Source organism: Streptomyces coffeae (assembly GCF_016741875.1).
Classification (GTDB): Bacteria; Actinomycetota; Actinomycetes; order Streptomycetales; family Streptomycetaceae; genus Streptomyces; species Streptomyces coffeae.
Window position 1 is genome coordinate 157,595 of the sequence record NZ_JAERRF010000002.1, and the last position, 17,007, is coordinate 174,601.

Here is a 17,007-nt window from a genome sequence, read left to right on the forward strand (position 1 = left end):
GGTGTCACAGATGTTCTGGAGCGCTGATGCCGAGCAGGTGGAGGCCGTTGGCGAGCACCGTGCCGGCGGCCTCGGCGAGGGCCGTCCGCGAGCGGTGCACGGCCAAGGGTTTCTGCTCGCCGCGCGGGAGGGGCGGACACGTGTCGTGGAAGCGGAAGAAGGCGTCGGCGGTGGCGACGAGATGACGCGCCAACCGGTCGGGCGCTCGATGCCGGGCGGCGGCCTCGATGGTACGGGGGAAGTCCCCGAGGAGTGCGAGGAGGGCGGTCTCGGCGGGATGGTCGTAGACGGCCCCGTCCGGCTGCGCCTCGACCTCGAGGTCATGGGCGTTCCGCAGCACGGCACGGGCCCGCGCGTGGGCGTACCGGACGCGGAACAGCGGGTTGGCCTCGCGCTGGGAGAGCAGCCGTCCCGGGTCGAGGTCGGGCAGATCATGGGCGGCGGGCCGCAGCAGGGCCCAGCGGGCGGCGTCGGGGCCGAGCCGGATGAGCAGCTCGTCGACCGGAACACCGGCGGCCCGGACGGTAAGGACCTCGCCCCCAGGGCCGTCGTCCGCCGTCCGCCCCCCGCAGACGGTGACGAGCCCGCGGACGACATTGGCGACGAGGGCGGTGCGGATGTCCCCGTCGGCCGTCCCCGCGGCGAACCGGACCCGCTCCCCGGCCATGCCGTCCCCATGCCCGTACGCGCGCCCCTGGGCGAGAACGGTGTCCACGAGGTGCCCGTGGGAGGTGGCGTCGAGGGTGATGTTCAGAAACCCGGGGTGGGCGATGTCGACGCGCGCGATCCCCGGCGTACGGACCAGCCGCCGCCGCAGTATCTCGGCGATCCGCAGCGGATCGCCGCTGGGGTCGTTCCGATCCCCGGCGAGCTGAAGCGCGACGTTGGTGGCGTAATCGCCGCAGCCGGGCCGCGGCGGAGTCCGCACCTTCACCCGCTCCGGCACGGTGACACACAGCTCGTCGTCCTCGACGGCACGACGCACGGTGTGCAGCACAGTGCGGGAGAGCTGGGCGGGAGTCACGGGACAAGCGTATGGGAGGAGGGGGGTGCCCCCGCGAACCGGTTTCGTCCTTCGGACGCCGGGACGGTGAAGAACGGCCCGGAGGCCAAGGGTCGGGAGGCCGATGGCCGGGAGACCCGATGGCCGGGAGCCCGACGGCCCGCACACGGACTGACCTCACACGGATGACTGACCGCACACGGCAGACAACCCACCACCCGCAGCGCCCCGGCTGCCCGCAGCAGCCCGGCGCCCGCACACCGACCGCCCGCAGGACACCGACTACCCGCACACCCGGCTGCACCACCAGTCACCGGAGCCCACCGCTAGCCGGTGGGCCCCACAACCGGCGCGGCATCACCGGGCGCCGCGGCGCCGGCACCCCCTCGCCTCATCAGCCGCCCCACGAGCTTCACCAGCTCGGCCGGCTCGAAGGGTTTCGCCAGGAAGGCGTCGACTCCGAGCACCTTCCCACTGTCCATCTCGTACTGCGTACACGCGCTGATGATCGCGACGGGCACATGACATGTCCGCGCATCCGCACGCAACCGTGATGCCGTATGCAGCCCATCCAGTCTGGGCATCACGACATCGAGAGTGATCACATCGGGCCGCACCTGGTGAACGATCTCCAGGCACTCGGCACCATCGGCCGCGGTCACGACCTCGAAGCCCTCCAGCTCGAGGTTGACCCTGATCAGCTGCCGGATGACCTTGTTGTCGTCAACGACAAGGACCCGGCCGGACAACCCAGGCACAATCTGAAGAGTAGGCGCGCGGCCCCAGCCACGTCCGGGTTTTGCCCACTTCCGCCACGTGCGAGGGACCTTTGACCCGGACTCCTGCGCCCCCGCCTCCACATGCGGTATACCCCCCTCCGCTCCCCCGGCCGCCTCCTCCATCCCCTCTCCCGATAAGCGTTCATGAACACCCCGAGTGAGCTGGTAGGGTTCTACCCGTCGCCGCGAAACACCAGCGGCAACGCCCCCGTAGCTCAGGGGATAGAGCAACGGCCTCCGGAGCCGTGTGCGCAGGTTCGAATCCTGCCGGGGGCACCCAGGGGATGGGAATGAACGCGATGGTTTTGCCGCGTTTGTCCGTCCCGGGTGTCATGATCGGGTGCCAGCACTTTGGTGCGGGCGCCCGATTTTTTGTTCCATGTGTCCAGCTCACGGGTGACGGCCACCAGTCCATCCAGCAGATGCCCTGGGATCGTCACCCGTAGGGTCACTTCTTCGCGGGGTCGGCTGTAGCGGACCTCCAGTCCGAAGGCGTTGTAGAGCCGCCGCTGGATCTCCTCCGGGACCAGGGCGAGGTCGATGTTGAGGTGAGGGAGCGCATCCAGCAGAGCCGCGCTGTCGGCGGGATGTACCGCCTGCTTCGGGGCTTCCAGATGGGCCAGCCGCTCGGCGAGCTCTGTGCGCTGCTTGCCCAGGGCGGCGTGCTCTCGACGGATCGCGTCGCGGAACTCCTTCTCCTGCTCCTGGTCAGGCCCGCCGTCCGCGAGAGTACGGATGAGCCGGGCCTGGCGCTCCCCGATGGCCTTGATGGCCTGCTCCAGCGCGGCGCGTTCCTTCGCGGTGCGGTCGCGGGGCTCGTCCGCGAGCCGGGCGGCTTCGAGTGCGGCTTTGAGGTGGGTACGCCGGTCGGGTCCGAAGACGTGGGTGGCGAAGAAGCGGGAGACGGGTGTGATCAGGACCTCTTCCCGAACCCACAAGCTCTTGGGATGGTCACGGAACCAGGGCTTGTCCCGGTGTTCATTCGGGTCGACCTGGCAGGCGTAGTACGAGATCCGGTGGCGGTTCTTGCCGAACATGCGGCGGTCGCAGATCTCGCAGACGACGTACGACCGCAGGACATAGGAACGCCGCGTGGCCGGGTGGGAGTTGGGCCCGTGGGTCGTCCGTGATCCCTGGCGCTTGCGCGCCACGGTGGATGCCACGTCGAACAACTCTTTGGAGACGAGCGGCTCGTGAGTGGGCTGCGGGGACCACACCCAGTCCTTGGGGTCGTTGTAGCAACCGCCTTTCGTCGTCGCACGGCGGTTCCAGACCTGGTAGCCGGTGTACTTGGGATTGCGCAGGATCTCTCGCACGGCCGACCCGCTCCAGCGGTGGAGGGCCATATCGGGGCGAGTGGGCTCCGGGGGCGGGTACGCGACGGGATCAAGGTTCAGGCGGTCGGCGATGGCATCGTATCCGAGCTTGTCCAGCCCGCGGAGCTGGAAGATGTAGGTGACGGCCGGGGCCCTGGACGCGTCCGGGACGAGCCGGTGCTTGGTACGGCCTTCGGCCCGGCGGGCCGGTACGGGATGCGGGACCTTCTCCGCCAGGTAGCCGTAGGGCGGCTTGCCCACATTCCAGCCCTGGGAGACATGCTCGATGAAGCCGTCCCACGACAGCTCCAGCATCTGCAGCACGTACCACTCGGAGACCGCCTGCTTAACGCGCCGCGTGAGCGTGGGCGTGGCGCGTTTGGCTCGCGGACCGGTGACGATCGGCTCATCGGCGGCGCACAGGGCCACCCCAGCCTGCTCCAGCTCGTACTCGATCTTCGTGCCGAAGTAGGTCCGGCGCGCGACGCGTTCAATGGACTCACAGATGACCGCGGCGAAGCGGCGGTCGGGCCGCTGAGCCTCGTCGAGGAGATCAGCGACACTGCCGTCACGGGGAATGGGGATCTGGAATTGCTGGTGCGCAAGGGAATTGCCCCGCTCGCGCAACTCTTTACGCCCGGATTCCACATCGTAGAAATGCGCGACAATCACCCAGCCGGGCGGAAGCGCGGCTCTCGCGTTACGCAACTGCCGGGGCAGCGAGAGAGTGGGGTCCTGGGCGTCCTCCGTAGAGGTCCGGCCGAGCCACGCCACCGGGACGGTCACCGGAAGCGCCGCGGCGTCCGGAATACCGGCCGTGGACCAGGGGCGGTTGGGTACAGGATGCGCCCAGGGCCGAGTGCTGGGCGGGGTGCCGCGCATATGTTGTCCCTCTCCAAGGGTCCGGGTGGGGAGGCTCAGGCGTGGCCGGCCTTCGGGGCACCGTGACCGGCGTACAGCCACTCCAGCACCTCACGAATCGCAGCCCCTTGGCGCTGGGCCAGCGCGTGAGCCTCGCCACCATCGACGACGACGTACTCCACGACCACTCGCAAACCCTCTGAGCTGTGCGTTTCAGCGTTGTCGCGAACGGTCGTCGTCCATGGACGCTCCATCTCGGCGACGTCGTCAAGGCCGCGATCTTGTGGGTCTGTGGACGGGCACGCGGGGTGGTTCACGGCCGCTCTCCGACGCCGGGTTGCCGTGGGTGCCGTTGAATGAGCGGAGTCTCGGGTGTCGCGGACGTTCTCCATGTGGAATCCCCGGTGCTGTGGCGATTTCGACGGTGGTGAGGGATCGGCTACGGGCGCCCGGTAAGGGCGTCCGGCCATCTCGTGATCAATAGAGATTCCAGGGGTAGGTCTTTGCCACCGACCAGACCGGGTCCACTCCCCGGCTGCACCTCATGCACCCGCACCGGGGACCCCGGCGGTTCCTCACCCGAGCCATCAGCGAGCCAGTAGCGGTCCACCATGCCCACGCGGACAAACATGCGAACGGGCGCGATCCCCCGCACCGGGTGCACGGCCGCGACCATCACGACGCGCCGGGTGCACCCCGGGAGCACCCCTCCCGACCGCTCCCGCGCCACCCAACCCCGGCGGCGTCGGTTGCCAGGCCGCCCAGGATGCCCGCACCCGGCCCCTGCGACCACCGCACCCGCCCCAGGCGCACAGCACCCAGGAACGCGAAGCGTGCGCACCCGCTCCGCACCCCGGACACCGTCCCTCACGAGCACACCGCTCCCCCAGGTGCAGCTTGTCCCGAAACCGCTCCCCACCAGACCATCACGGAGCCCAGCAGAACCCGCGCTCCACGTACATCCCGCGGGGAGAGCATCGCCGCAGTTCGGTAGCCGAGAGCGCGCAGCAACACACGTACGGACCAGGCCGCGCCCGGGCGCCATGACCGGGTAGATCGAGATGCTTTGCTCTATCGATATACAGTCGCCCTCACTGGCTTGGCGGCTCGTACACCCCGTGACCTGCGGTCGTCCGGATGGACAGGGTGTCGTCTCCAAGGACGAGCGGGGAAACGGCCCCCGTAACGAACACGGAAACGACGGGGGGATCGCCAGCGAGCCACTTGCGCTCAACTCACGCACGGACGTCTCAGCTGCGCACGTCATTCCCCAGAACGCCCCTCACCGTCGACAGGCAGGGGCAAGGCGATCCAGGCTGCCTTCGAGACCCGCGACCGGCGCAACCCCCAGGCTCCCCTGGCCAGTTCATGCACGATAGGCAGGCCCCGCCCGCGCTCCGACAACAGCGCGCACAACGCTCCCGGACCGCCACTCTGCCCTTCCTCCACCGGAAGAAGCAAAGCACCCACTCCAAAGGGCGGGATCTCAGGAATCCTCGGATCGTGATCCACCACTTCGCAGATGACATCCGATGCTGTGCGGTGCAGCCTCAGCTCATATGGCCCCACCGCGTGTTCGACGGCATTCGCCACCAACTCTGATACGGCCAACACGGCATCGCTCACCGCCTCACCGTCATAGCCGAGGCCGCTCAGGGCATGGGCCAAGACGGTTCGGGCACGAGCAAGAGCCCCCGGCTCCCCACCACGCCAACGCCACAACACGACCGGTGCGCCGTCCGACATGCTCGGCGAATTCATCGCTGCCCGCTCCGAACCCTGTGGCGTCCACGCCGGACATGGCGATGTCGGCCCCTACCAGGTCCCACGACAGCCCACATCCCGGGCAGCACGAGCGGCCCGCCGACCATAAGACAGGAAGCGAGCAAAGCAAATGTGACCAGAACCGGCACCGCCACAACGGCCTCCAGGGGTGATCGCAACCAGATTGCGACCACCACACCGTCGACCTCACGAAGAGCGGAACCGTCCTTCTGTCAGGACTTTCATACGCAGCGCAATGCATTCTCACCCCTAAGGGATGCCCCAATGGTCCGCGATCCTCTCGCCCGGCCAACTCAACCTCCGGGCTTCACCACGAGGCCCCGGCCGCTTGAGAATGCGAAAGGCATCTAAAAATAACCGAGTTGCAGCTATCTCAAGAGGAAGGAATAACCACGCCTACCAGCGCTAGGCCAGCACCCTGAGACCGGCGCTCAACGGAAGTGGACCGATCAGGCACGTCATTTCCTGAAGAGGGAACCAAGTGCACTCACCGCCGAAATAAGCTCGGAGTCCGCATTAGGGATCGGAAAGGGGCTATCGGAGGCCGGACCGATCACGACGGCAAGGCAAGGCCAACTACGCGATCTTTGTGCTCCCAGAGCTTTAGAACCTCCAGCCCGGTTGGCGAGTTCGTGGACATATGTAGACCACATTCACGCTCGGGCAGCAATGCCCACAGCGCATCCAGGCCGCCTCCGCGGTTTTCGTCGGGCGATAAGTATGGAGTTTAGGGAGAGAAGGAAATCCTTCGACATCCGCGGCAGCTCATCCGCGTCTGAATCCGCGTGATCACCAAGGGTATCTGTGGCCCGGGAAATCTCACAGTCATCGGCAGCCGTTGTACCAAGCGTGAGCAGTTCAACTACGCCGCCTTCCGGGATATTCATACGACGCAGGACCAAAGAGCCGGTGATCACGGTATGGCTACCTCCTTGTGTGGGCGCCGCATATCCCGCTCACGCCTCGCGCCGGCGAGGGCTTCCGGCAGACCAGGCAACCGGCTTGGGGGGTGAGGTGCGCCGTGAACATGTAGGTCACATGTCGTCATCAACGTCGTCGAGGTCGAAGTCGAAGGCCAGCTGGCCCGACAGAGCATCGTCCGGCGCGGCCTCAGCCTGGGGCTCCGTCGGGTCCAGGGCCTCCTCGATCTCGTGAGGCAGAGCGTAATCGTCCGCGAGTCGCGCAAGATGGAGGATCAAAGGCAGAGCCAACCCCTCGCGACCAGCACGGTAGTCCTCGCTGAAACGCTGCTGGTGGACGAATGCGGCCCATGCCTCCGCGTCGTCACCGGGCTGGAGGCACGCAACGGTCACTTCGAGGAGGTCCGGGTTCCAGGCGTTCACCGTCGGCCGGTAGGCGTTGTTGCCCGAGGCATTAGTGTGCGGAGTCAGTTTGGCGTCGTCGTTGGTGAGCTTCGTCTGCGTGCCCGACTTGCCGATCGTGCTGTAGAAGACGCGGTCCGAGTCTCCCCGCACCCCGGGCCGCCACAGCCCCATCGCGATGCCCCCACGCTGCTTGCCCTCCAACGCGGGAGAGAGTTCCTCCGCTTCGGCCCAGCACTGTGCCGTCTCGTCCCGGCTGCCGTCGGCGATACGGACGACACGAAGCTGCTTGCCATACAGACCGATCCGCTGAACGGGACCTCCGTCGAGGCCGAGCCTGTCCCGTTCCAGACCGTCGTTCCTCAGCCACGGCCAGCGCTTCCGGACGTCCTGAGCGTGGGCCAGGACGAGCGTCGGAGTGCTGCGCAGTTGTGCGAGGGTCTTCTTGACGAAGGCCGCCGTGAGTGCCGACTGCTCCGCGCTGCTCTTCCTGTCCTCGACCCGTCCCGTCAACGACTTGAGAAGTTCGGGGTACGGTACCCATGCGTGCATCTCGGCCGACTTGCCCAGCACGCACTTCGCGCCCGGCCGGATGAGCACCGCGATCGGCGTGAACTGCTGCTTGCCCGTGGGACCATCGAGGCGGCGTTCCACAAGGTGGAAGGCCACCTGGTTCAGCTTCGCGGGGATGAGCGTGTCGCCGAGCGTATGCTGAGGCACCAGCCGCATACCGGTCTGGCGCAGGCCGTCCGACCAGGCTGCGGCTGCACGCAGCCCTGCATCGGCGAGAGCCTCGTTCGTCTCCACATCCGGGTCCGGTGGACGGATGAACTGGGTCACCAGGCCTGCGTCCGCGCAGCCCAGGCGGATCGCATGCTTGGGGTCGCTCCGTCGCTTGGCATGGCGGAAGGCGTCCTGCCCGTCGAGCTCCACGAAGGCCAGCCGCACCCCGGGGACGGCTTCCCGCAGTGCGGCCATGGAGCGCGCGACACCGGTGCGGCGCTCCTCGATGGCCTTGTCGTGTTCCTGCCCCCGGCGCGGCACACTATCGCCTCCCAGCGGTGCACCGAGACTCCCCAGGGGCCGCGTGTGCAGCCGGACGGTCAGCTCTTCCGCCTCCCACACCCAGGTATCGGGGCCCTGCACACGCCGGTGCCCGGCCAGCCCCAACCCCGTCTCCGCCGCGGCGATCATCTGATCGCGGATGGCGTCGTTCTGGTGGAGCACGACCGCGGTGAGGTCTTCCCCTTCGAGGGCTTCGGCCAGGCGTGCCCGCAGAACCTGAGCGTTGTGGGCCGCGTTCAGCTCACGCTTATCCAGGATGACCGCGAGGTCTCCGGGATCCTTCTCTTCCTTGTTCTTGGGAATGGGCGGCAGCGTCTTGAGCTGCTTCTTCGGCGGCCGCGCGTACGCACTGCGCTCGAGCTTCGGAACGGGAACAAACTCGGGAGCGATCGCCTGCTCCGCCCACTCGATCAACCGCCGGCGTTCACTGGGCATCAGTCCGGTGCCGATGGTGTGCCTGCCCATGGCCGCCTGATGCCCGATCGCGATCCGGATGCCGTCCCGGCCGTGGATCCAGTGGTCGGCCTCCTTCACCAGGCGGTCCGGGGAAGGCAGTGCGTCGAGTGCGCTGATCCGGGCGAGCATTCCTTCTGCTCCGCCCTGACGCCAGTCCGTGGTGCCGTTCTTCCACTCCAGCATGGCGACCGAAAAGCGTTGCGGCTGCGGGCCGTCGTGGACGAGGGAGTCGTCCGGGAGCAGGTACGCGGACACACCCTTGCCGTACGGCATGTAGACCTTGCCGGTGACGAACCGACGCACGCCGGCGGCCACGTGGACGCGCGGGACGGGGGAGAAGGGAACGGTGCGGACGGTGATGCGGAGGGTCGCCGCGTAGTAGGCCGACCTGCCGTCGCTGCCACCGCGCCGCCTGGGTACGTACTCGATCACGTTCGACATCAGCTCGGCGCCCCCGCTTCCCTGCCCCCTGGCCCCCGTGCGGCCGGCGACCTGCCGGAAGGCCAGCTGCTGCCCGTGGTGTTCGTACGGTCCCTGGCGAGCGATCCGTGAGGCGAGGACGTCGGGAAGCAACCGGTACACGTGGGGCGCGGGCAGAGCGGTTCCTCCGGGCGACACCTTCTGCTCGAGGAGGTCGACCCTGCCGGGCCGCCAGCTGAGAGCCACGGTGTCGAGGTCACAGAAGCAGCTCATCAGCAGGGCCGTGGTCTCGGGATCGTCGGCATCGCGCGGGAGGCTCTTGAGCCAGGTGGCGATGTAGAGGTTCGTCACCGCCATCGGGTACGCGTCCTGGCAGTACAGCCAGGGGTTCTCCGAGCCGAACTGTGCCGTGGAGTCGACCGTGACGATGTCCGGCGCGGTGGCGCGCATCAGCTGGTTGACCGCCGCTGTGGGTACGCGACGCCGTCGCTCGGCCTGCCCCTCGGTCATTCCGCCGTGGTAGAGGTGCAGGAGTGGTTCCTCCCAGCGAGCGGGCAGGGAGAGCGTGTGCATCGGGACGACGAAGGGTCCCTGTGCCGGGTCGGGCAGGTACGCCGCCGGGCGGTTGTATTGGTAGGCCATGGTGCCGTTCTCCTCAGGGCAAGGCGTGAAGTGTGCGGACGCGACGCGGACACGTCGCGCATGCGGTGCGGTGTGGTGGCGGATGCCGTCAGCCCATGTCCACCAGGGCGCAGTAGAGCGGTTCGTACAGCTCACGGACGAGGGATTTGTCGATCGGGGCTGGGTGCCGCTCCGCCGTGTTCCCGTCCTCGAAGTAGGGGGCGAGCACCTCACGCATGCTCGCCAGCAGGCTGGTGTCGGGGGTGTCCGCGTCCTGGAATCCGGCTTCTCGGGGGGAGAAAGCCGCGTCGACGAAGACCACCCGGGCCGGCACGCCGCCGCGCACCAGACGACCGATGACCTGCCACATGACGACGAGCTGGTCCCAGGTGAACGACACCTTCTCCTCGTCCCGCAGGCTGGACCAGGCCAGCCTGCGGGTGAGGAAGCGGTTCCACTGACGGCGTGCGCGGCTGCGGAACGCCACGGCCGCCTGGTCAGGTGTGGCGGCGGCGAGCGCGTTCTGCCGGAAGGATCCGTCACCATCCCGGAGTTGGCGCACGGCCCAGTCGTTGATGGACTGGATGGCGAGTGAGATGTCGTCGGGCCGAGGGTGGGGGCGTGCCAGGAAGTAGACCGTGCCGATGGCCGCCTTGCCACCGCGCAAGACGATGTTGTGTCCTCGCTCCACGGCGAGCAGCGGCGCGACGAGAATGTCGCCGCCGACCGAGGGGAATGCCTTCACGTCACCGCGCGGCAGGGTCCGTGCGGCGGCATCCTCCGGCAGCCGGGTCCAGGCGGTGTCGGAGTCCGCGTCGTCGGACACGAGCCGGGTGACGCGGCCGTTCCACTCGGGGATCTGGTTGAGGTACTCGGCAGCCCGACGTGCCTCGTCGTAGCTGCCGACGAGCAACAGGATGCGGCGGCGGTCCGGATCGTCGATCTCCTTCAGCTCGGCGTCCAGCATGCTCTCGGCGTCCGGCAGGCTCCGGTCAGGCACCGCGAGCTGGTGCAACACGTGGAGGAGGGCCTGCGGGCGTTCTTCGGGGTCGCAGCCGGACAGGCGCAGCGGCTTGGGCCGGTCGTTTCCGGGCCAGTACAGGAACTCCTTGCGGAACTCGCTGCCCAGGACGGCTTCGACTTCCTCGTCGTGAGGACGCAGTACGGCACCGACCTCGGCGTGCACGTGGTACCTGCTCGAGGTGCCCGCCCAGCTCGTCGCGGACATGAGCAGGACGTGCGGGCCCGGACGGCCGTCCACGGCACACAGGTCGCCCAGTCGCATGAGCAGTTCGCGGCCCACGCCGTTGCAGTGGAAGAAGCGGAGTTCACCGCTACGGTCACCATCGCGCTCACGGTCGTCGTGACGGAACTGGAAGCCGAGCACGTTACCCATGGGCGACTCGGGGATGACCGCCTCGTAGTCCTTGGGGGGCCTGCGGGAGAGCACGTTCGAGGCGCTCTCGAGATTGAGGGCGGCCTCGACGCGCGGCCACAGCGTGGTCATGAAGTCGAGACGGCTGTGCAGAGCGGAAAGGAGCAGGGTGAACTCGAAGCGCCGGGCCTGGAGGTCGGCTTCCGCGAGTACCGTGCTGTCGTCTCCGACGATGTCGGTGAGCGTGTCGCGCAGCCTCTCACGCGTCCGTGCTCCCCGGGGCGCGTGCAGGAGCTCCAGGGTGAGGTGGACGAAGGTGTTCACCAAGGGTGTCACTTCGTCGTCGTCACCCGTGCTCTGCTGCTCGTGCAGCGGGTCGTCGCGGAACCGACCGAGCGCACCGTCCAGCGTCCGGGCCGCCGCAGGCGGGCCTTCGCCCTCCTTCCGCCCCGGGAACCAGCTGTCCAGCAGCAGACTGTGGAGGGTGAAGGCGCTGAAGTAGTCGACGCTGATCCACCGCCTGAGCTTGTCGTCCTTGACGAGCAGGGCGAAGAGGCGGTCGGTGGCGGCGCTGACCGTGTTGACGGCGTTGGTCCAGTCGTCGACGTCACGGGCGGACAATTGGAGCCGTCCGTCCCGGGCCATCTGCTGGAACTTGTGGACTGCCACCTCGTCGAACCAGGAGTTCGGGGCCTTGCCCACCAGAGTGCTGGCCGGGGCGAAGGCCGTGTCGAGCTGCATCTGGACCCGGTCCGCCTCGTCGACGATGATCAGGTCGCTGAGCCGGCACGCGAGTTCGAGGTACCTGAGCTGTTCCTCGTGCTGGTGCAGCGGGACGGAGCTGTGCACCAGACCGGCCGGGGTGGCGACCCACACCTGTGCGTCGACCAGATCACGAGCCCCGCGGTGGCGCGGACAGCGGTTCCACAACGGGCACAGTCTCCGCTGCGGCTTCGAGCCTTGTGCGTCACGCTGCGTGCTGCTCTCCTCGTCGAGGAGGGGATCGCCGTCCGTGGCCTCCTGCTCGGGGACGGTGTACAGCGTGATGCACGGTGCTTCACGGACGCCGAGCGGGCGGCGGGCTTCCAGGCCGCGCAGCACGTCGACGGGGCAGGCGCTGCTGAGGTAGGCGAAGCCCGCGTGGTCGTGCGCGAGCATGGTGGCGGCGCCGGCTGTGGCGGTGCGACGGTGCAGCCGGTTGATGTTGCGCTCCCTGGTGGAGTGTCCGAGGATCGGTGCCGCCCGCACACCGAGCCGGTCGAACTGCTCCACCACGGCGAGCGTCTCGGCCACGTCCCCGACGACGATGGTGACCCGGCGAGGTGTCCGGGTCACGAGGTGGTACGTCAGGATGTCCCGGAGGGTGGACTTGCCAGCCCCCACCATCCCCACGAGGTGCAGCAGCCGGTCGATCCTCAGCCGTCCCTGTTCGGTGAAGCGGCCGAGTTCCGCGTTGCGCACGAGCAGTTTCACCCGCCGAAGCCGCCCGGCCCAGCCGTTGCGCGGTCCCTCCGGCGCCGTCGCCTCTACGGCGTCCATCTCGTCGGCGGCCTTTTCAAGCTCTTCCCAGGTGACGTCGACGGGCTCTCCATGCCCGGCCGGTGGCGCGCCGAGCGCGTGGGCGCGCGGCAGGGTGTCCGTCAGCAGTTCCTCGTCGAACACCACGGAGTGAGTACGGTCCTGCACCCGGAAGGTGTGCTCTCCCTCCTCGGCGAACGGAATGGACCGCGTCGCGAACCGCGGAGGGGCGCTGAGCAGTTCTTCGAAGATCTCGAAACGGCTTGCAGCGCGCGACGTCTCGCGACGGCGCGGCACGGAGCCGGGTCCGTCGACGTCGTATCCACGCAGGTGCTGGGGGACCTTCAGGTAGTCGGCCAGCGCCTCCGACCAGGCGTGACGTCGCCGCATGTCCCACAGGTAGTGGCGGGCGCGCAGAACGCGCAGCCGCTGTTCGTCGGTGCGGACGTCTCCGAACACCTCGCTGTACGGGTAACCACCCAGCAGCGGCCAGACATCGGCAGCCGTGCGGGTGGGCGTCACGTCCTGCAGGAGGTACAGGCCCAGTTCGACGTCGAGAAGGTCGCCGGGGCGGAAGCTGCCGAGGTTCGCCGGCCACACCTCGGTGAGCTGCTGCGGTGAGCAGCGCCGGTGCCATTCCCTACGGTCACGCACGGCGTCCTCCTTCGGTACGCGGGTTCCCCGCCTTGTCGCGCGGGGCCGGGATCTCATCGGCGACCAGCCGCAGGAAGGCCTGGTCGTCCAGGAGGGTGACCCGGTCGGCCAGGTCCTCCGGCAGGTTGCGGCGGAACTGCCGCCCATACGCCTCGTTGTCGCGGAAGCGGTAGCGGGGCACGACGAGGAACGCCCGGTCGTACGGCGGCTCGTTTCTGAACGGAGTGAGGGAGCACGCCAGGAGAACGGGGTTCACCCGGTCCTTGACGTCCACCGCCCAGTGCCGTCGCCCCGGCAGGGGGACGCGCAGGTCGTACGCGTCGTAGTTGGGCCACATCTCGGCGGTGATTCCGAACTTCTTCTCCAGGGCGGCTTGCAGATCGGTCTCCGCGAGCCCGGGGCTGGTGATGAACATCCGCAGGGGGCGGCTGAGCTGGAAGACCCCGCCTTTGTCGGCACGGAGCGGCGTGCCTTCGTCCGAGGTGCCGTCGCGGCGGCACCGGTCCAGTTCGCACCGGTGGCCGCCGTGCAGCAGCGGCACCATCAGGCAGCGGCAGCGAGCGCACTGCCGGTACGTGCCGCGCCGCAGGTAAGAGGCGGGCACGGGCTCGTAGCAGCGCTTGATCACGTCGTGCAGCAGCATCCCGCAGTTCGGATCGCCGCCGAGCAGCGCCAGCTCGGCACCGGTCAGCACGGGCCTGGAGGTGAGCAGGGCCCGGAACGCGGTGTACGCCTGCGGGGCCTTGGCGGCGCGGCACACGGCGAGTGCTTCCCGGATGCATTCGTTCTCGAAGAGCTCGGCGGCCGGGTCGGCCGCGCTCACCTCCCACTCCAGGCACAGCTGGTGAGGCAGCCGGGTCTCCGGGTCGACGAGCAGGGCCGCTCCGGGGAGGTTATCGGGTGGCAGCTCCAACGGCCATTCGGTCAGGGACCGTTCGCAAGCCCAGCGGGCCATCTGCGGCACACTGCCCGGCGGTTCCTCGCCCTGGCGCAGGCAGTGCAGGACGAGTCGGTTGTACGCGTTCTGCACCTTCGCCGGGTAGACGGGGTTGGGTACTGTCCTCTGCCGGGACAGGCACGCCAGGGCGCTGGCGATCTGGCGAAGCAGCCCCTCGTCCGTGCCGACGGCGTCCTCGGACCGTGCGTCCCTCATGTCCGTCGTGGTCACGCCTCCACCTCTCCCACGACGGTGCCGTCGGGCGCGGCGCTCGGACACCATCGGGAGACCGGGCAGGACCGGCAATGCGGTCCGGGGCGGGCGTCCCATGTCTCGTCCTCCCGCCACGGGCCGGCGTACCGCCGCAGAACCGACAGCGCCTTCCGCTGCTGGCAGGGGTCCGTCGGGTCGATCACGTGCGGCTCGGAACCGTCCGGCCGGAGGATCTCCACCTCGACGCGCGAGCCGTCCGGATCGCCGCCCAGTGCTCCCTGCGCCAGGAGCGTCACCGCCAGGGCGAGTTGGGGGTAGGTGTCCAGAGGGTCCTCGTGGTGACGGCGCCGCTTCCGTGTCGTCTTGAGCTCCCGCCACACCCACGAGCCGTCCTCTTGGTAGAGCAGGTCGGGTTTGGCGATGACGACGGCCTGCGCCGCGGTGTCGTGGACGACTCGGAGGGCTTCGGGCTCGACCCGCTGGATGAGGGCGGCGTCCTGGAACGGACAGGCGTCGACGTGGTGGAGCAGCATGTCCCGACCGGTCGCAGCGTCCTCGTCGGAGACCCGCCAGCGTCCCTCTGTCCAGTTCTCGCACTCCGGGGGCATGTCGCCGGCCGCGCACGGCGGCCGTCCCGGGCGTCGGTGCAGCTTCTCGATCCAGCCGTGCACCGCCTGGCCGAGCCTGGCCGTGCTGCCGTACTCGTCGGACTTCGGCAGGTGCAGGGCACGGAGGAATCCCTGTGCGGGGCAGGCCGCGTGATAGCGCAGATCGCTGACCGACACCTTCCTCAGCGGTGCCACCCGCGAGGGGAGTCCGAGGACGCCGGGCCTGCGCGGGACGGCCTCGCAGCCGGTGAACTGCTTGCAGTCCACGCAGGACGAGCCGGGTACCGGCCTGCCGCCCGCCACGACACGGGTCACGTGCGCGTGCCCGTACTCGGCGTAGTACGCCTCGGCCTCCTCGGCCGTCCCGTCGAACTGCACGCGCGACCGTCCGTCGGCGAGCCCGACTTCGACGACACGCACCCGCTCGGGCCGGGCGGCGGGTCCGTACGGCTGGAACGCGCGCGTCCACTTCCGGGGCCAGGCCGCCTGGCGCCCGTGAACAGCCACGTACCCGGCGATGGCGATCTCACCGGGCTCGGAGTCCTTGGCCTCGCCATGCCGCAGCCGCCAGTACTCGCGCAGTCGTCCGCCGGCCGACTCGTACCTGCGCCACCAGGCGTACATCTCCCAGAACTTGCCGTTCTCCCGCTGGGCCACCCAGTACGGACGGACCGGCTGGAGCCGTTGCTCACCGTCGTCGGCGCACGCTGCCACGTACGTACGGAGGGCGTGCTCGGCATACGTCAGGTGACCGGGATGGAGGGCGGGAGTGCGGCAGCGCAGCGCCGCCAGGGCCTGGTCGGGTGTCTCACCATGGAACTCGACCCGGTCGACGGCATCCATGACCGGTCCGAGGGTGAACGTTTCGAGCTCCGGCTGCGGCAACCGGAGACGCCGGGCCGGCCAGAGACCGGGCCGGGCCTTGGCGGCGGCGTGCGAGGGGCAGGTGTGCTCCTCGCTCCCGCCTGTACCGGGCCCCACGCGAACGAGGCCGTCGTTCCCGGTCAGCCAGTGCGGCTTGTGCCATGCCGTCATGTCGTGACTCATTGCCTCCCCCTTGTCTCGGAACAGACGGCACCCTTCGGACCGGCCGGGTGCGCCTCCGCATTCGACCGTAGCAGAAACCTTGGAACTCATTGGAAGTTATTGGCATAGGTTGGTTCCTGCGCTAAGCTGCCCCGCATGGCGGCATCACTGGAGGAGCTCGAGCAGCGCCTGTCCCACCTGCGCAGCGAGTTGCGCGGTGCTGTGCGCGCACGGGACAAGGCCGAAACCGCGCGCATCCGGCGCGCGCTGCGCGAGGCCGAGGCCGCGTGGGAGGATGCCCTCGAGTCCGAGGCGGGACCGGACGACGAGGCACTCCTGACCGAGCCCACGGCCCCGCAGGCGTCGGCAGCCACAGGCGCACCACGCCTCAAGGAGCGCCCGACGCACGGCTCTATCCCGATCCGCGAACAGGTCCACCAGGCGCTCACCCTGCTGGGCGCCCCCGCCTCCCCGAAACTCATCTCGTCCACGTACGAGGCGTTCTTCACCGAGTCGCTGGTCGCCACCAAACTCGCGTCCCTCCGCCGCGACGAGGAGCGCTCCTTCACGGCGCAGGGCTATGCCCGCCCGTACTACATCTGCGCGGCGCTGACCCACGACCGCCTCGTCCCCGCACGCGGACTCCTGGCCCTGTCCACCTGGCCCGTGGAACGACGGATCATCGGCCCGCTCAGCCCGCGCGCCGACTTCCTCACCCACGCGATGGGAACCGCCGAGCAGATCCAGCGACTCACCACCGCGGGGCATCCGGCCCCCGACGCGGCCTGGCGGCTGCTGCGCCGTTTCGCCCTCGCGATCCCGGGCGCCTACGACGCTGCGGCCCGGGAACCCGACCCCGCCCGCGTGATCGCGGCCGCCCACACCGAAGCGGCCGTCCACCAGCAGGAGGACGATCACCAGCGGCAAGCGGCCGCGCAACGCGTCCGTACCCAACTCGCGGACGTACAGCAACTGTTCGGTGCGGCGCCGATGCGTGACGCCCTGCGCGACGCGAGTGGGACCCTTTCCTGACGACCCCTCCCCGACG

At 68.9% G+C, this 17,007-nt stretch carries 10 protein-coding genes, 1 tRNA gene and 1 pseudogene; 3 read left to right on the plus strand and 9 right to left on the minus strand.

Annotated elements, in window-relative coordinates; translation table 11 throughout:
• Positions 1 to 4: 4 nt before the first annotated feature.
• Together nrtL and JK363_RS03095 are read right to left on the minus strand one after the other, a co-directional pair.
• Positions 5 to 1,024, minus strand: coding sequence for an ArgS-related anticodon-binding protein NrtL (nrtL, locus tag JK363_RS03090; protein WP_201871212.1), 1,020 nt, complete (start codon positions 1,022 to 1,024; stop codon positions 5 to 7).
• 305 nt (positions 1,025 to 1,329) lie between these two features.
• On the minus strand, positions 1,330 to 1,761 hold the full coding sequence (locus JK363_RS03095; RefSeq protein ID WP_307821576.1) for a response regulator: 432 nt from the start codon (positions 1,759 to 1,761) through the stop codon (positions 1,330 to 1,332).
• 225 nt (positions 1,762 to 1,986) lie between these two features.
• On the opposite strand from JK363_RS03095, the gene JK363_RS03100 reads away from it, so the two are divergent.
• Both JK363_RS03100 and JK363_RS03105 read left to right on the plus strand, forming a co-directional pair.
• Positions 1,987 to 2,058 (plus strand) — tRNA-Arg (locus JK363_RS03100).
• Between the two features lie 272 nt (positions 2,059 to 2,330).
• The gene (locus tag JK363_RS03105) at positions 2,331 to 2,912 is read left to right on the plus strand and encodes a hypothetical protein (RefSeq protein ID WP_201871213.1); all 582 of its coding nucleotides are present in this window, start codon (positions 2,331 to 2,333) and stop codon (positions 2,910 to 2,912) included.
• Positions 2,913 to 2,981: 69 nt separating this feature from the next.
• On the opposite strand, the pseudogene JK363_RS44570 reads toward JK363_RS03105, so the two are convergent.
• The 7 genes and pseudogenes from JK363_RS44570 to JK363_RS03140 all read right to left on the minus strand — a co-directional run.
• Positions 2,982 to 3,980: pseudogene (locus tag JK363_RS44570) on the minus strand (recombinase family protein); the annotation flags it as partial.
• 35 nt (positions 3,981 to 4,015) lie between these two features.
• The gene (locus JK363_RS03115) at positions 4,016 to 4,276 is read right to left on the minus strand and encodes a hypothetical protein (RefSeq protein WP_201871214.1); all 261 of its coding nucleotides are present in this window, start codon (positions 4,274 to 4,276) and stop codon (positions 4,016 to 4,018) included.
• 946 nt (positions 4,277 to 5,222) lie between these two features.
• The gene (locus JK363_RS03120) at positions 5,223 to 5,720 is read right to left on the minus strand and encodes an ATP-binding protein (RefSeq protein ID WP_201871215.1); all 498 of its coding nucleotides are present in this window, start codon (positions 5,718 to 5,720) and stop codon (positions 5,223 to 5,225) included.
• 1,058 nt (positions 5,721 to 6,778) lie between these two features.
• Entirely contained in the window at positions 6,779 to 9,649 is a 2,871-nt protein-coding gene (locus JK363_RS03125; protein ID WP_201871216.1) for a pPIWI_RE module domain-containing protein, read from the minus strand.
• A gap of 88 nt (positions 9,650 to 9,737) precedes the next feature.
• Positions 9,738 to 13,175 (minus strand): pPIWI_RE_Z domain-containing protein, encoded by a 3,438-nt coding sequence (locus JK363_RS03130; RefSeq protein WP_201871217.1) that lies wholly within the window; start codon positions 13,173 to 13,175, stop codon positions 9,738 to 9,740.
• Complete coding sequence (locus JK363_RS03135; protein WP_201871218.1) at positions 13,168 to 14,343, minus strand: pPIWI_RE_Y domain-containing protein; 1,176 nt, start codon at positions 14,341 to 14,343, stop codon at positions 13,168 to 13,170. Before JK363_RS03135 ends, JK363_RS03130 begins: the two co-directional genes overlap by 8 nt.
• Positions 14,340 to 15,968: a PD-(D/E)XK nuclease family protein gene (locus tag JK363_RS03140; RefSeq protein ID WP_236075523.1), complete on the minus strand. Its 1,629-nt coding sequence runs from the start codon at positions 15,966 to 15,968 to the stop codon at positions 14,340 to 14,342. The genes JK363_RS03135 and JK363_RS03140 overlap by 4 nt, the downstream gene beginning before the upstream one ends.
• Positions 15,969 to 16,115: 147 nt before the next feature.
• Here JK363_RS03140 and JK363_RS03145 point away from each other — a divergent pair, with 147 nt between their 5' ends.
• Complete coding sequence (locus tag JK363_RS03145; RefSeq protein ID WP_201871220.1) at positions 16,116 to 16,991, plus strand: hypothetical protein; 876 nt, start codon at positions 16,116 to 16,118, stop codon at positions 16,989 to 16,991.
• The last annotated feature ends 16 nt before the right edge of the window (positions 16,992 to 17,007 follow it).

Bases quoted from the DNA above. Each gene is read 5' to 3' on its own strand.
- JK363_RS03120 (WP_201871215.1), bottom strand. From the start codon at position 5,720: ATGAATTCGCCGAGCATGTCGGACGGCGCACCGGTCGTGTTGTGGCGT.
- JK363_RS03125 (WP_201871216.1), bottom strand. From the start codon at position 9,649: ATGGCCTACCAATACAACCGCCCGGCGGCGTACCTGCCCGACCCGGCA.
- JK363_RS03140 (WP_236075523.1), bottom strand. From the start codon at position 15,968: ATGACGGCATGGCACAAGCCGCACTGGCTGACCGGGAACGACGGCCTC.
- JK363_RS03145 (WP_201871220.1), top strand. From the start codon at position 16,116: ATGGCGGCATCACTGGAGGAGCTCGAGCAGCGCCTGTCCCACCTGCGC.